Raw genomic sequence first — 14,610 nt, 5'->3', positions numbered from 1 at the left:
TCAGATCACCGTCAAGGCACCCTGGTTGATGTTCACCGTCGGGCCATTGAGCATGATGGTCGCCCCCTGGCCGTTGCTGATGGTGATGCCAACCTCGTTGATGGAAATCAGCGCTCCCGTGGTGCTCTTCAGCAGGATGCCGCCCGTCGGGCCGGGCAGATCGGACAGCATCAGCGTGTTCTGATTGCCGCTTTGCAAGACGAGGCTCGGCGACACCGGCAGGCCCGCCAGCGCCAGTGCCGGCACCTCGGCCGCACTGCCCCAGAAGCCGCCAACCCAGATCGGGTAGTCCTGGTCGCCCTGTTCGAACTCCACCCACACCCCGGCGCCGATCTGCGGCAACACGAACACCCCGCTTTGCTTTCCGGCAAAGGGTACGCAGGGCATCGCCCAGCTCGACAGGCCGACACCCAGCACATCGGGCACCTGCACCTGGACGCGGCCCATCTGCATGGGGTCGATGTTGTTCAGCACCACGCCGCGATACTTGCCGTAGAACTTGCCTTCGCTCATACCGGAACCCTCGGAAGTGTGGAAATCAGGCCGTTGCGGGTCAGCGTGAAGCTCTGCTTGAACTCGCCCGCCTTGAAGGTGCTGCTGACGTTCTTCACGTAGTACAAACCGTCGAATGCCGGGCCGGCGCCCCGCACCCCGACGAGTTGGCGTGCCTTGAGCACGTTGCCGTAGCGCAGGACGTCGAGGGTGCCGGTGGCGGTGACCACGTCGGCGGAGCCGGCCGCTGCCGCCAGCCCCTTGGACAAGGCCGCCATGGGCGACAGCTTGGCGGTTTCCTTCATCAGGTTGATCGACTTCGGCAGCGGCGGCAGCAGCCCCAGCGGTGGGTTGGCCAGGCTGATGTCGGGAATCGGCAGCGGAATGGGAAACTTGGTCAAGGCGTTCTGGATGAACACAATCGGCAACGAGGCCTTGGTGTTGTCCACGGCGAAGGACAGCGATTCGACGTTGCTGTGCGCGTCCATGCCCAGATTGAGCGCCGGTTGCGGCACGCCCAGCTTGATCTCCGGCCCCCAGTAGGCGGTGTTCATGCCCGGCAACGGCCCGGGGTCGACATAGAACACGTAGCCGGCATCCTTGGCCAGCTTCTGCACATAGGCCAGGTCGGTGCCTTCGTGGGTGGGAATCTTGTCCACCGGGATGGGCACGTCGCTGAAGATCTGCGGGATGACCAGCGGCACCATGCCGAACATCGCATACTTGGCGACCACCAGTGCCACCCGTGCCTCGGCCGGCATGGCCGGGTACGGAATGCCGTTGAACTCCTGCTGATCCATCGCCACCGAGAGGTCCTCCCCGGTGACGGTCAGGGTGCTCTGCCCCGGCTCGTTGGAGCCGCTGACCTCCTGCTTGGTGATCAGCCCGTCCATCATCACCAGCGGCAGGCTGTTCAGGGTGGCCACGATGAGGACCCGCAACCAGGGCACCCGGCCCCCGGCCAGCACCAGCAGGGTATGCAGGGGCGAGTTGTTCTCCAGCACGAAACTGATCTGGAAACCGCTGCGCGAGCCGGCCGCCGACGTCACCTGGACGCTCGCCAGGGCATCCATCACCGGTTTCGGCACCGGTAGCGGAACCGCCGGGCCCGCCAGCAGGGAGAGATGGATGCCCTTAAGCATCGTTCATCCCCGGCATGCCTTCCGGCAGGGTCAGGCGTATGCGCCGCCCCAACTCCTCCAGCTCGCGCGGATGCAGGCTGCCGTTGGCGTCAGGCAGGCGCCAGAACTGCTCGGGATCGCCGAGCACGGTCGCCGCCATGAGGTCGATACGGTCACCCTCGACCACGCGGTACTCCTGCAGCGTCACAAAGCGCGCCGGATCGGGCACGAAGCGCCGCCGCAGGTAGACCCGCTTGCGGCCGTCGGCGTCGTACAGTTCGGCGGTATCGCAGCCGTAATAACGGCTGTTGGGTGGGAACCGGTCACTCATTCGCGAACACCTCCATGCCAAGTCCTGCACGCTGTGCAGCGCCGTCCGCCCCTTGTGGGGGAGCGGTTCGCGCCTCTGATCTGTCGCATCGCCGGATCGCCTGCATGCCCTGCCCGCCTCAGAACAGGCTGCTCAGGCCCAGGCTCGCCAGCGTTGAGCTGGATGCCTTGGCCGCCAGCCGCTCCCGGCTCTGGTGGTAGACCATGTACAAGTGCCCGCCCTTGTCACCGAAACCGAGGTCGTTGACATTGAGCACACGCATGCCGAGCGTGATGCGGGCACGGATCGGGTTGAGCTGGGTGTCGAACGCCTCTTCGACGATGGCAAAGTCGGTGATGCGCACGGGCACCACGCGCTCTTTGCTCCACACGAACAGCGGCAGCGGTGCCTGCACCGGGATGATTTCCAGCGTGCCCGCGTTGGCCAGCTGGTTGTTGCGGATCAGGGCACCGCTCTCCGGGTAGACGATGGTTTCCAGCGCCGCTAGTTGCGGGTGGATGCCCACCTCGACCACGGTGCGATGCTGGTCGGGAAACTCCAGTTGGTCGGTGGCATCGATCTCGGCATCCAGCTTGATGGTTTCCACCGGCGGTCCTTTGAGCCGCAGCGGCTCGCTGTGTGCCGCGCTGCCGCCCGTGCTCTGCGGCTGCAGGCTGCGGGTCAGCAGGTCGGGGTTGTACTGCAGCGCGATCACCCGCTGCACCGTGCCGCTGGACGGGTCGATCAGGATCAGCCCCCCCTTGAGCAACTTCGGCGAATTCGTTAATCCAGTCATGGCGTGGTCCTCATCGCGCGCCTAATCGCCCTTGACCGAGCACAAGCCGGTTTCTTTCGAACCGGCCTCGCGCTCGTCGCTCTTGTTGGCGTCGCCAAACAGGCTGGACAACATCCTGGATGGATCAAGCTTCAGTTCCGACGGCTCCGGCTTGATGTCGGAGAGGCGCGGCATCCGGAAGCCTTCGACGCTGTCGTAATGCAGAGGCAGGCGCACCCCGAGCCCGAGGCCGGTGTCAAACTTGCCGCCCAACAGTTCCCAACTCTTCTCGGTACGCACCTTGAAGCGCCATACGCCGGCCTCGGCATACACCCGGGCGCAAAGCGCGGCCGCCAAGACCACGTTGCCACCGATATAGGCGCTGGCATCGACGCTGAACTTGTCCTTGCTGTAGGCAATCTCACTCGACAGCTCCGCCTTTCCCTCCAAACCGGCCTTGGCGGAGACGTTGAGGCCGCCGCCGACTTCCGCGATATAGGCGTCGATGACCACGTCGGCGCCGATCCTGCCGGTGATGCCACCGCCCGCCGGGATGCTGGCCTTGGCCTGTAGAGTGAAGCTGAAGTCGGGGTTGTCCTCGAACGGGCTGAACTTGACCGTTGCCTTGACCCCGGTAAGGACACCGGGGCCGACGTAGTAGTAGTACCCGAGGCTGCCCCAGAGCTTGACCTTGAGGCCGATGTTGCCGATCGAGGCGCCGGGAATGGGGATGCTGCCGGAGGCCTGGAAGATGGTGTGGTCTTCCTGCTTCTCGGGGAAACGTCCGAAGAGCTTGATGTCCGGGAAACTCAGTTCACCATCGAAGGTGATCTTCTGGTGCTCGTCGATGGTGATGCCGGCGGTCGCCACCAGATCCTTCTTGATCTCGTAGGAGAGCCGGCCCTTGCCGCTGATCTTCTCGTTGGGGTGCAGCTCGACGACGATATTGCCCTTGGCCTTGCCCTTGTCGATCTTGATGTCGCCCTTGCCGTACACCTTTTCCTTGCCACCCTTGTTCTCATAGGTGGCATCCACCGTGCCGTCGAGGCCGGAGAAGGCGAAGCCGGCCTGACCCTTGGCGATGAACAGCTCCCCGTCGTACCAGAGGCTGGCCTGGATCGGTTTCAGGTAGGGATTCTTGACCTTGATCCGGCCCCGCCCCTGGAACACCCATTTGCTCGCGGTGTAGTTCAGCTCCAGGGTGGCCTCGTTGTTGCCCGGCAGCTCCAGGTTGACCTTGCCGCTGGCGTCGATCTTGCCGGCCTTGAACCAGACGTCGACCGAGCCGCTCTTCACGTAGGGTATCTTGCCGGCCATTTGGCCGGATTCGATGTGCGCCCCGCCGCTCCACTCGCCCCCCTGGTACTTGACCTCGCCCTTGGCCTGATCGATTCCGGGCAGGTAGACCAGCAAATCGCCCTTGAGCACTAGGCCGGCGTCGTCAGCCGAGGCGGTGAGCTTGAGATCGGCCAGTTTTTTTCCCGCGCCGAACTCCAGCGCCAGCGTGCCCACCGGCTTGAACACCGGCGCCAGCTCAAGGGCGATGCTCGCCTCGGTGACCTTCACACCGGGGAACGGCGGCTTGATCTTGTCCTTGTCGATGCCCTTGGTGACACGGAAACTGTTGGCGTCCATCGCCACGTTGAGCGTCGGCAAGAGCGGAATGCTCGGCTTGATGGTGCCCTCGGCGCTGATGCCGGTGGAATCGACGGTCAGGCTGGTGAACTGGCCGGGGCTCAACTTGGTGTATTCGAACTTGATCGGCGCGCTCGGCTTGCCCTTCGGCAGCAACAGCGCGCCGTCCGGACCGATGCCGAGCAGCAGGTCCCCGCCCTTGGTATTGGGCTTGAGATGCATGATCTCGCCGTCGATGCTGGCGCGGATCTTGTCCCGCCCCTTGCCCTTGCCATCACGCTCGAAACTGACCAGGGTTAGACCCTTGATGCTGCCGGCGGCCGCCTTGTTCTCGGCATAGGGCGAGCCCGCCAGCGGGATCGACTTGCTCTTGTCCGCCGGCAACTTGAGCTTTACCGGGTTGCCCAGGATGATCAGGTCGAAGTCCACCACCACGGCGCCACTGGCGGCCGTGATCGAGGGGTCGTTGAAGCGTTGCCCCAATTGGCAGCACAGCGAGCACTTCGGACTGCCCTGCATCACCGCGCCCTTGAAGGACAGCGATACCCGCTTGGGCCGCTTGTTGCCCAGCGCGGTCTTGGCGTCATCGAAAGCGGCGCTGGCGAGGTAGCGCAATTGCTGTTGTATCAGGTTGCCGCTGGAGCCGTTGTCCACCTTGTCCAGCACCTGCAGGTTGTCAGCGTTGTTGTCTCCGCCCACCTGCAGCTCCTGGACATGGTCGATTTCGCAGGTCGGGCCATTGGGGATTTTGGGGAACGTCGACTCGCCCCCGACTTCCTTCCAGCGCTTGTGGGCCTCCTTGCCCAGCTTGTAGCCATACTTCGACAACCAGGTGCGCTGCAGGGTATCCGTGGGGTCGCGCGGGATGTTCTTGTACGGCTTGGGGACGCCGCCGGCCCACTCGAACACGGCCGTCAACGGCCGGTACGGCTTGTTGCATAAGGCCAGCGCGTACGGGCCCTTCTGCGCCGGCAGCACCAGTTTCTCGACCTCGTAGTCGGCCTGGGTCTTGCTCACCGAGCCCGACACCTGTACCGGCACCTCGCTGCTGGTGAGGCTGAAGCTGCGGTTGTAGGTGGAGGTTTCGTACTCGGCGGTGAAGCCCGGTGCCGGGTCCTTTTCTTCGGTGGCGGGAGTCGCCCCTGCCGGCGTGGCGGCCGGCGCCGGTGGCGTGACAGTCGGCGTGGCCGGCTTGCGCGACAGGCGCGGACCACCCTGGCTGAGTACGCCATTGGGCAGCGGCTGCCCGCTCATCACCCGGTCGGCCGCAAAGTCGGCCTCGCGTTCCAGGCGTTGGTAATCAGGCCCCTGGTCGGCCAGGCTGCTGATGCCGGCGCGCTGCAGCCCCTGCTGCTGCACGGTGTGCGCCAGCTCGTGAGCCAGCAGATGGCGGCCGCTCTCGCTGTGGGGCTGGTACTGCCCATCGCCGAAGACGATGTTTTGCCCCACGGTGTAGGCATGGGCGTCGACATCGCGCGCGGAAGCGGCGGCGGCGCTGTCGTCATGGATACGCACAGAGCCAAAGTCGCTGCCGAAACGGTCTTCCATGAAGTGCCGGGTATCGGCATCCAGCGGCCGCCCCGGGCGCCCCAGGGTGGCCCCGACCGAAGCCGGCAGCCCCCCGAGCGGCGCCACCGGGCGACTGGCATGGCGCTGCAGCTGATTCTGGGCGGCGCAGGTTTCACATTCGCCACTGCCGCCGGCATTGGCACCGCAGGCGCACTTGCGCTGCAGCAGGCCACGCGCCGACGCCTTGCTGACGGGCGGCTCGCGCTCGGCTTGCGGCGTCAGTACGTGCTCGGCCATGGCGGTCAGTCTCCCAGCTGCTGGGCTATCAGCCGTGCCAGCCGCCGCCCGGTGAGTTCCGGTCGCTCGCCAGCGTGGCGACGAAAACGCGTAATCTGCAGCCGATCGGCCTGGAACCCCTGCGCCGGCAGCGGTTGCGCCGCCAGCAGGCGGCCCAGTTCGCGCTTGAGGGCCTCGGCCAGCCGGGTGCCATCGCGCAAGGAATACCCCGGCAAGGCCAGGCTGCCGATGTGCAGATTGATCGCCGGCGCAACTGGCTTCGTTGCGCCTTTCATAGCCAATCCCCCACCTCGGCAGCCGACAGCGGTTTCTCGAGCTTGGCGAATTCGCTTTCGGCAGCGGTACGCAAGTGACGCATGGCGATGGCGGTGTCCTCGTCGGCGGCAAGGAAGGCCGCATTCAACGCCAGGTTGCGGATGTGCCCTCCGGACAGGGACAGCCGTGCCAGTTTGCCCAGATCGAGGTCGGCCACCGGCGTGTTCGACGGAAACACCCGCGCCCAGATCGCGCTGCGGGCAGCGGCGTCCGGAAACGGGAATGGCACGATGAACCGCATGCGCCGCTGGAACGCGGTGTCGATGGCTTGCTTGAGGTTGCTGGTGAGAATCGCCAGGCCGTGGTAGGTCTCGATGCGTTGCAGCAGGTAGCTCACTTCCAGGTTGGCGTAGCGGTCATGACTGTCGCGGACTTCGCTGCGTTTGCCGAACAGTGCATCGGCTTCGTCGAAGAGCAAGATGGCGCCGCTGCGCTCGGCGACGGAAAACACCCGCGCCAGGTTCTTCTCCGTCTCGCCGATGTACTTGCTGACCAGCGCCGCCAGGTCGATGCGAAACAGATCGAGCCGCAACTCGTTGGCGAGCACTTCGGCGGCCAGGGTCTTGCCGGTACCGCTGCCGCCGACAAACAATGCGCTGATGCCAAGCCCGCGTGTGCTGCGCTCGGCGAAGCCCCACTCGCGGTACACGCGGGTGCGCTGGCGCACCTGAGCGGCGAGGGTGTGCAACATGGTGATGGCCGACTCCGGCAGCACCAGATCGTCCCACCCCGCCTGCGACTCGACGCGTGTCGCCAGCTGCTCAAGGTCGTGGCGTGCCTCTCTGCGACAGGCATCCCACAGCTGCTCGCCACCTTGCCCTGGCGCGCCATCCCAATTCGAGGCGATACGCACGATAACGTTGGCCGAAAGATGGAACTGCTCGGCGATGTGGCCAAGACGGCCGTTCAGCCCCTCGCCTCTCTCCCCCAACGCCTGCTGCCAGACCGCGAGGCGGCTGGCCGTATCACCGCCGTGCCAGTCGACGCGCCATTGAGGGCGGCGCAACGTCAGGTTGCCGTCGCCGCTGACCAGGATCAGCCCCTGCAGTCCCTCGATGAAGTCCCCCAGCCGCTGCGCCTGAGCAGGCTCGGGCCGCTCCAGTTCAACCCAGAGCAAGGCGTTGTGCAGCAAGGCTTCGCGCTCCCAGAGACGCGCCAGCAGCTCGCGCTCCTGTTGCGCGGCAGGCAACTCGCGCGCCTGCAGACGGTATAGCCGCAGCTTGAGTTGCGCCGCCAGTGACTTGGCGAAAGTCTCCCCGTCACCCTCTTCGAAACGGGCGACCATGGTCGTCGCCAGACTCGGGGCGCCCTGCCAGTGTTCGGCAAGTCGGGCGATCTCGGGGTCGAAGCGGGTGTCCGCGCTCGCCTCAACAGGCCGGAACCAGGGCTCCAGCCGTGGATCCGGGTAGCTCAGCCCCACCACCTGATGCAGGATCGACTCGTCCACCACCAGTCTTGCCTGCAACGGCCCACCACCGCCGGCCAATTCGAGCAGGCGCCAGCGCCGCAGACGACCGACCGGCGTGGCGGCCGCCCAGTCCGGTTTGGGCAGCAGAGCCAGTGCCAGCTCGAAACTCAGCCAGGGTTTGTTCTCGTCGCCCTGCGCCTGGGCCAGCAGGGTGCGAAAGCGCACATCGAGCTCGGTAGCCACAGCCAGCAGCAGGACGTCCTGCTCGAAACGGTTCAGTTCCAGGCGCTGGGACAAACTGGCCAGCGCCGGCGGCGTTTCGAGGTAGGTGCCGTACGGGGTGGGCTGGCCGGAAAGCGCACGCGCCAGGTAGTCGGCAAAGGCGTCCAGCGCCGAGGCGAGCAGGCGCCGGTTAGCGGCCAGATCACGACGCGAGCTCATGGCAGCACCTCCGGCCCGCTGAAGCGCCCGTCCGGCCCCAGCACCAGCGGGCTGGTTCCCGCATCCACCTGGACCCGGGCAAGGTAACTGCCCTGGGCCACGTTGCGGTAATCGACAGAGACCTCGGCGGTGCTCTCGGCGGGCGCAACGATGCCGTTTCCCTCGCGCGCGGCAAAGCTGTAGGCGCGTGCCGGCCGGTTGAGCGGCGGGCTTTTCTCGTTGAGCAGCAGGCGGACGCGCTGACGGCTGCCGATACGCGGCACACAGCCGATCTTGATCGTGCCGCTGCGGTAGGTGACGCCGTCCACGACCGTGCTGGTGGCACCGGGCTGGACGGCGAAGCTCGCCTCGGGATTGAGGACGAAGGCGGCCAGATTGGATTCCTGCCCGCCGTGCACCTGTGGCGGCTGTCCCATCCACTGCGGGTGGATCAGTTGCACGGTGCAGACCCCGGCGCGCAGCGTCTCCGGAATGGCGGGAGGGTTGGGCGGATCGGGCAACAGAAAGCCAAACGCCAGTTCATCCGCTCCCAGGCTCTGCACGCCCCCGGCAAATTCCTGGCCGTTGAGCAGCAGGCTGAGCGACGGCGCGGCAAGGTTGACGCCGCCAATCCGCACCGTGCCGCTGGGCACGATAGGCGCCGAGGCTCCGGCGCTGGATTCGACCCGATCGAGGCGAGGCGCCCGCAGCGGCACCACGTAGAGGTTGCGGGCCAGAACCGGCAGCGGGCGACGCACGCTTTGCGGCGACTGCATCAGCACCACGCTGACGAGGTAGGCGGCACTCGGCCGTGCCGGCGTCTGCAAGGCCGCCCAGATGCGCGAAATCTCATCCGTGGTGTGGTTCAGTGGCGTGATGCGCAGCTGTTCCAGCTGGTCGGCCAGCCCGGCCAGTTCCAGCGCCTGCGGCAGGTTGGGCTTGTTGGCCGCCGGCTTCAGCGCATCGCGGATCGCCGCGCGGCCCAGGGCGGGGGTATCGTGCAGGATTTGCATGGCGGCCCCCAGCATGATTTCGGCGTGAAAGTCGGCCACTCCGTAAGCCGAGAGCAGGAAGTGCAGGTCGAGTGCCAGGGCCGGGTTGGCGATGCGTTCGCCACGTCCGTCGCGGCTTGGCAGATCGAGGTTGGCCCAGCCGGGATTACGCGTCTGGTTGTACAAGAAAATGTTGAGCTGACTGGAGCCGCTGTCCGACGCGATGCGCTCGGGCGGAATGCAGGTGACGGGGACGGCGTTGGCCCCCAGGACATCGTCCAGCTTGAGCGCAGCGAAACCGCTCTGCAGCATCTGCTGCAATACGGCGGCAGTGGCGGCGACCCCGAGCGCGTTGCTCATTCTCGCCCTCCCCGGCCACGCCCGGCGTTATTGCGCTCCTGCAGATACGCCTCGAGGGACTGCACCACCGGCTGCCGCGGTGCATTGTCATGACGCGGTACAGTGGGTGGCTCCGCCGGCAGCACCTCGATACGGCCGATGTTGATTTCCACTCGAGGCGCCCCCAGCTGCGGCGCGGGCACGGCAGCATGCTCGGATCGCGGCGGAGCGGCCGGTGGCGCCAACGGCGGGTAGCCGTGCGGCTCTACCAGAGTCAGGCGCTCCACCCGCTGTTCGAGCGTGTGTTCCACCGTGCCCCGGTGCTCGATTCTCTCGTGGTGCACGTCGAGTCGCTCATGCACCCGGTGCTCCACCTGCTCGCGTGCCAGTGGCTCCAGTCGTGGCGCCACCACAAAGCCAGGCAGCGCCGGCTCGGATGGGAGCGCTACTGGCTGCGTGAGCGGTGGTGCCTCCTCGACTCGCGCAGAGACTGTCTCGATCGGCCACCGTGGCACCGCAGGAGGCAGAGGGTTCCGCCCTTCGCGGGGCTCGCCTGGTGGCGGCGTTTCCGTATCCAGAACCGGTTCCGTCTCGGGCCTCAGCGGGGCGGAAACATCGGGTCGTAAAGGCGGCACGCTACGAGGGGGCGGAGTGTCGACCGGAGCGCTGGGGACATCGGCCGCCGTTTCGGAAAAAGTGACCGCGGCCGACTCCCCTTCGAAGCGCGATGGTGCGCGGGGATGAATACGCGGAACTTGCAAGGCGCGGCGGGCCAGCGTGGACAGGTGATCGCTCATGCCAGCACCCGTGCCAGGTAGCGGGCGCGCCGGGCCGGGCTCAGGGCGAGGATGTGCGCCTCGCTCCAGCCATAGGCCTGCGCCAGCAGATGAACCTGATCCAGCAGACGCTCCGCCCAGTGTCCGAGCGCTTCGTCGAGGTAGACGCCGATATCGAACAGTTCGTCCCATTGCCGGGCGCAGGCGGGGCAATCGAGACTCAGCTCGGTCGCGGCCTGGGGATCGGCTTCGGCCATGGCTTGGGCCAACATGGCCTGCAGTTCCGCCGGCAGTGCCTCGGGCATCTCGCCGTCGACACAGCGGCGCAGCAGCAAGGTGCGCGCCTGCTCGACATCGCCGGCCTGCGTCAGCGCGGCCAGATCGCGGCTATCCGGCAAGCGGTAGCGAAACGACCGGCCTCTCCACTCCACGCTCAGCGCCGACTCGTCCAGCGCCGGGGCGTCCAGCCGCAGGGCGTGACAGTCCAGGCTCAGTTCCAGGCGTTCGCCGCAGGATGGGCAGTGGGTGGTGGCGTCGAGGCGGGAGCCGAACAGGGCACCGTGCAGTGCCAGCAACTGACTGTCGCGCCGGCCCAGTGGCAGTCGTTCAGCGGCCGCCTGGCCGTCCTCCATGAGGGGCGCGAGCAAGGCACAGGGGCGCAGGGGCGGCGGCAGGGTCTGGCTGTGTTCCCAGGCCCGCAGCCAATCATCGGCGGTGAGTGCGCGCAAGGTTGACCTCCATCCGTAGCCGTGGCGGGTACCGCGTTCAGCCCGCGCCACGCGTCAGTACGTCGTTGTCAGCTCGGTTCGGTGAAGCTGGGCTCGCTGGGCTCGGCCACTTCGTAATCACGCTCCCATCCCTCGTTCTCGAGCTTGAGGCGGGCGATGGCTACGGCGTTGGCGTTGGCATCCAGATCCGGCAATGACTGGAACTCGCTGACCCAGCAGCGGTACACCTTGTAGGCCACCGCCAACTGGCCGGCCTCGTTGTACAGCTCGATGATGAGGTCCTTGCGAAAATCCTTGAGGGACACTTCCGCTCCCAGGCCGGAACCGAAGTTCCACACCTTGTTGGCCCATTTTTCGAACTCCGGGTCGTGGGTGACGCCGCGTTCGAGGGTAATGGCCTCGAACTCGGTGCGGCCGGGGGACTTGCGGCTGCTGCTGGGGTCCCCTCCCTCGCGGTGTTTCACCACTTCGGTGGTGCGCTTGAGCGCGGATACCTTGCTGATGCCGGCCACGTAGCGTCCATCCCACTTGACGCGGAATTTGAAGTTTTTGTACGGATCGAAGCGCTGCGCGTTGACGGTGAATTGGGCCATGGATGTTCTCCCTGATGAGCCGGAACGGAGTCACGCGCCCGGAGTGAGCGCGCACTCCCCTCGGTCAGACTTGAATCTGGCCAGCCAACTGCTGGATCTTGATCACCACGAATTCCGCCGGCTTGAGCGGAGCGAAAGCCACCAGGATGTTCACCACCCCCCGGTTGATGTCGTCCTGGGTGGTGGTCTCGCGGTCGCATTTGACCAGATAGGCCTCGCGGGCGGTCTTGCCCTGGAAAGCCCCCTGGCGGAACAGGCTGTTCATGAAGGCGCCGAGGTTGAGGCGTATCTGCGCCCACAGGGGCTCGTCGTTGGGTTCGAACACCACCCACTGCGTGCCGCGGTAGAGACTTTCTTCGAGGAACAAGGCGAGCCGTCGCACCGGTATGTACTTGTACTCCGATGTCATCTGATCGGCGCCACGCAGGGTACGCGCCCCCCACGACACCGCGCCGTATGCCGGGAAGGTGCGCAGGCAGTTCACGCCGAGCGGGTTGAGACTGCCGTTTTCGCGATCGGTCAGCGGGTAGTTGACGGCCTGAACACCAACCAGGGCGGCATCGGTGCCGGCCGGGGCCTTCCACACCCCACGGTCGCCGTCGGTGCGGGCGTAGAGTCCGGCGATGGTGCCGGACGGCGGGGTCAGCCGCAGCTTGCCGTTTTTCAGCGGGTCGGCAATGTACACCCACGGGTAGTAGACCGCGGCGTGATCGGACTTGGGCAAGGCGGTTCCGGACACGGCCGCCACCATGTCCTCGGGCGAGGCCGCGGACGGGGGCGCGTCAATGACGAAGAAGGCTCGGCGCTCCTCGCAGTAGGCCGCCGCGTCCATCAACACGCCGGTATCAGTGACCCCGGGCAGACAGAGGATGTTGAACAGGTCCACCTCTTCCAGCGCGTAGATTCCGTTGCGGGCGGCACGATCGGCGATGAAGGCCGGGTAGACGTCGGCCGCGCCATAGGGCGTTTCGTTACCGCCCTGCAGGGTGACGTTGACGGGCTGCACGGTCGTCGAACCGGCCAGCAGGTGAAGTTGGTCGGCAATGCTGTTGAGCGGCGCCGCCGTCACGGCAATGCTCGCACCGGCCCCTTGGGTGCCGGTGGCCAGTACCAGCTTGGTGCCACCATCCACGCCGCAGGTGAAGTACTTGTACGCCGGGTTGCTCGGCTTGAGCGCCCGGACGGCGGACTGGATGCGTGCCGCCACGTCGGCCAGTTTGGCCGCCAGGTTGGCGCCGGCGGCGGCCGTATCGCCGATGTTGACGACATCCGGGCCGTTGCCGTCCAGGCTCAGGCGGAAGCTGGTATGCGTTGCATCCGGCAAGGCATCCAGATCCGTGGCGCCGAAGGTATCGCTCTTCAGCATGGCCGGATCGGGCACCGGAACCGGGCGGATGGCCGCCACCGCATCGATTTCTGTCCCCCCCGCCTCGCTGCCCAGGCCGAGCACCGCACTGGCATTGTTCTTCTGCCCCGGCAGCACGCGCACGCTGGAGAATTCGCCGCCGACACCGGACTTCATCTGGATGGTCTGGGTACCGGCGGGACGGGCACAGGCAAAGCTCTGGTAAGCCAGCTGGCTGTTGGCCTGGGCCTGGACCTTGGCCTGGATGGCGGCGCACAGCGCGTCGAGCCGCTGGGTCGGCGTACCGCCGCCGATGTCGGCCGGCAGCGCAATCACCACCTTGACCGGCGGCAGGCCGTTGACGCTGACGCGGAATTCATTGTGATTGGCATCGAGCAGCGTCGCCACGTCGGCGAGGGTGGCGCTGCTCGAGGTGCCAGCGGCCAGCCCGTCCAGGGTCGCCTGGTTGACGAGCCGGGTCAGCTTCACCAGTTGCGAGACGCCATTGACCTGATCGAGAGCGTAGCGGGCATCCGCGGAGTTCATCGAGAGGTTTTCGTAGCGTTCGGCACGGCCGTCCGAGGCGCGGGTGAAGGTGAGGTTGAAGGTGCTGCCCGGATTGCTGGTGAGGTAATCGACCCGCACCTCGATGCCGTTGCCGGAAGAACCAGCATCGAGCGCGGTGGCTTTCAGCACATTGGCGGCGCTGGCGTTGAGCAGGATTTTTTCAGCGGCGGTGGCATCCTTGACGATGCGTACCGCGTACGCCTCGGTGCCGCCGTTCTGAAAGAACTGGCGCACGGCGTAGCCCATCTCCGAATCCAGCGCCAGGCCACCGAAGCGTCGTTCGTAATCGGCAAAGCTGAACAGGTGCACGGCCTTGTTGATGGGACCGCGCGGGGCGGAACCGGCAAAGGCGGCCACTGACGTGGCGACCCCGGTAATGGTGCGCACGCCACTCGGCAGTTCTTCGAGATAAACGCCGGGGTAGCTGAGTTGAGCAGTCATGGGGACGACTCCTTAACGTGAAAGCGAAGTGCAGCCGAACAATGTCATGATTCTTCTGGAGAAAATGCCATTGCCGCTCGCCTCACGCGTAGCCCAACCACGACCACCCCCAATCCGGATGGGACAATAAGGCACCTCGAGCGGGTCCGTTTTTGCCTCTTCCGTGCGCGAAACTATTTGGCAGTGAGTTATCTATAGATACCCTTTTTGCGCACTACAAATAGATTTTTTGTGACATCAACATAATGATTTACAGACTTGAAAGCGCCCTATTTAGAACGCTTTCACACGGCCGCAGCGGGATCGAGCGCCAGGCACCGCGCAGCCTTAGCTCGGGCCAGCGGAGACCTGCTGGGTTTGAGCATGACAGTGCGGGAAACAAGGGCCTCGCCCTGCTCCACCACAACCATACCCGGTGGCAAGCGGGGCCAAAAACCGCCGCCCGGCCGCCACCGCTGCGGCAATGACGACCGGGCAAGAGGAGAGCCGAGCGATGGCGGCGGGAGGCACGGGAGTGCTTCGCGCCGCCTACACAACAGCGTAGAGC

At 66.0% G+C, this 14,610-nt stretch carries 12 protein-coding genes; all 12 read right to left on the bottom strand.

Annotated features, from left to right (window positions below; genetic code table 11):
* The gene (locus tag NH8B_RS08645; RefSeq protein WP_008953983.1) at positions 1–513 is read right to left on the bottom strand and encodes a phage baseplate assembly protein V; all 513 of its coding nucleotides are present in this window, start codon (positions 511–513) and stop codon (positions 1–3) included.
* Positions 510–1,634 (bottom strand): hypothetical protein, encoded by a 1,125-nt coding sequence (locus NH8B_RS08640; RefSeq protein ID WP_014086942.1) that lies wholly within the window; start codon positions 1,632–1,634, stop codon positions 510–512. The genes NH8B_RS08645 and NH8B_RS08640 overlap by 4 nt, the downstream gene beginning before the upstream one ends.
* Entirely contained in the window at positions 1,627–1,944 is a 318-nt protein-coding gene (locus NH8B_RS08635) for a hypothetical protein (RefSeq protein ID WP_008953981.1), read from the bottom strand. Before NH8B_RS08635 ends, NH8B_RS08640 begins: the two co-directional genes overlap by 8 nt.
* 118 nt (positions 1,945–2,062) lie before the next feature.
* Complete coding sequence (locus NH8B_RS08630) at positions 2,063–2,719, bottom strand: hypothetical protein (RefSeq protein WP_014086941.1); 657 nt, start codon at positions 2,717–2,719, stop codon at positions 2,063–2,065.
* A gap of 21 nt (positions 2,720–2,740) precedes the next feature.
* On the bottom strand, positions 2,741–6,139 hold the full coding sequence (locus tag NH8B_RS08625; protein ID WP_014086940.1) for an eCIS core domain-containing protein: 3,399 nt from the start codon (positions 6,137–6,139) through the stop codon (positions 2,741–2,743).
* Positions 6,140–6,144: 5 nt separating this feature from the next.
* Positions 6,145–6,414, bottom strand: coding sequence for a hypothetical protein (locus NH8B_RS08620; protein WP_014086939.1), 270 nt, complete (start codon positions 6,412–6,414; stop codon positions 6,145–6,147).
* Positions 6,411–8,303, bottom strand: a complete 1,893-nt coding sequence (locus tag NH8B_RS08615) for an ATP-binding protein (protein WP_014086938.1) — start codon at positions 8,301–8,303, stop codon at positions 6,411–6,413. The genes NH8B_RS08620 and NH8B_RS08615 overlap by 4 nt, the downstream gene beginning before the upstream one ends.
* The gene (locus NH8B_RS08610; RefSeq protein ID WP_014086937.1) at positions 8,300–9,634 is read right to left on the bottom strand and encodes a DUF4255 domain-containing protein; all 1,335 of its coding nucleotides are present in this window, start codon (positions 9,632–9,634) and stop codon (positions 8,300–8,302) included. Before NH8B_RS08610 ends, NH8B_RS08615 begins: the two co-directional genes overlap by 4 nt.
* Positions 9,631–10,023 (bottom strand): hypothetical protein, encoded by a 393-nt coding sequence (locus NH8B_RS20825; protein WP_148282955.1) that lies wholly within the window; start codon positions 10,021–10,023, stop codon positions 9,631–9,633. Before NH8B_RS20825 ends, NH8B_RS08610 begins: the two co-directional genes overlap by 4 nt.
* Positions 10,024–10,406: 383 nt before the next feature.
* A complete protein-coding gene (locus NH8B_RS08600) occupies positions 10,407–11,117 on the bottom strand; it encodes a hypothetical protein (RefSeq protein ID WP_014086934.1) in 711 nt (236 codons plus the stop codon).
* A gap of 68 nt (positions 11,118–11,185) precedes the next feature.
* Positions 11,186–11,710 carry a phage tail protein gene (locus tag NH8B_RS08595; protein ID WP_008953973.1) on the bottom strand — a complete coding sequence of 175 codons (525 nt, stop codon included), beginning with the start codon at positions 11,708–11,710 and terminating at the stop codon, positions 11,186–11,188.
* A 64-nt stretch (positions 11,711–11,774) separates the two neighbouring features.
* Complete coding sequence (locus NH8B_RS08590; RefSeq protein WP_014086933.1) at positions 11,775–14,063, bottom strand: phage tail sheath family protein; 2,289 nt, start codon at positions 14,061–14,063, stop codon at positions 11,775–11,777.
* Positions 14,064–14,610: the final 547 nt, after the last annotated feature.

This window comes from Pseudogulbenkiania sp. NH8B, assembly GCF_000283535.1.
GTDB lineage: Bacteria > Pseudomonadota > Gammaproteobacteria > Burkholderiales > Chromobacteriaceae > Pseudogulbenkiania > Pseudogulbenkiania ferrooxidans.
This window is presented reverse-complemented; position numbering and strand designations above follow the sequence as displayed.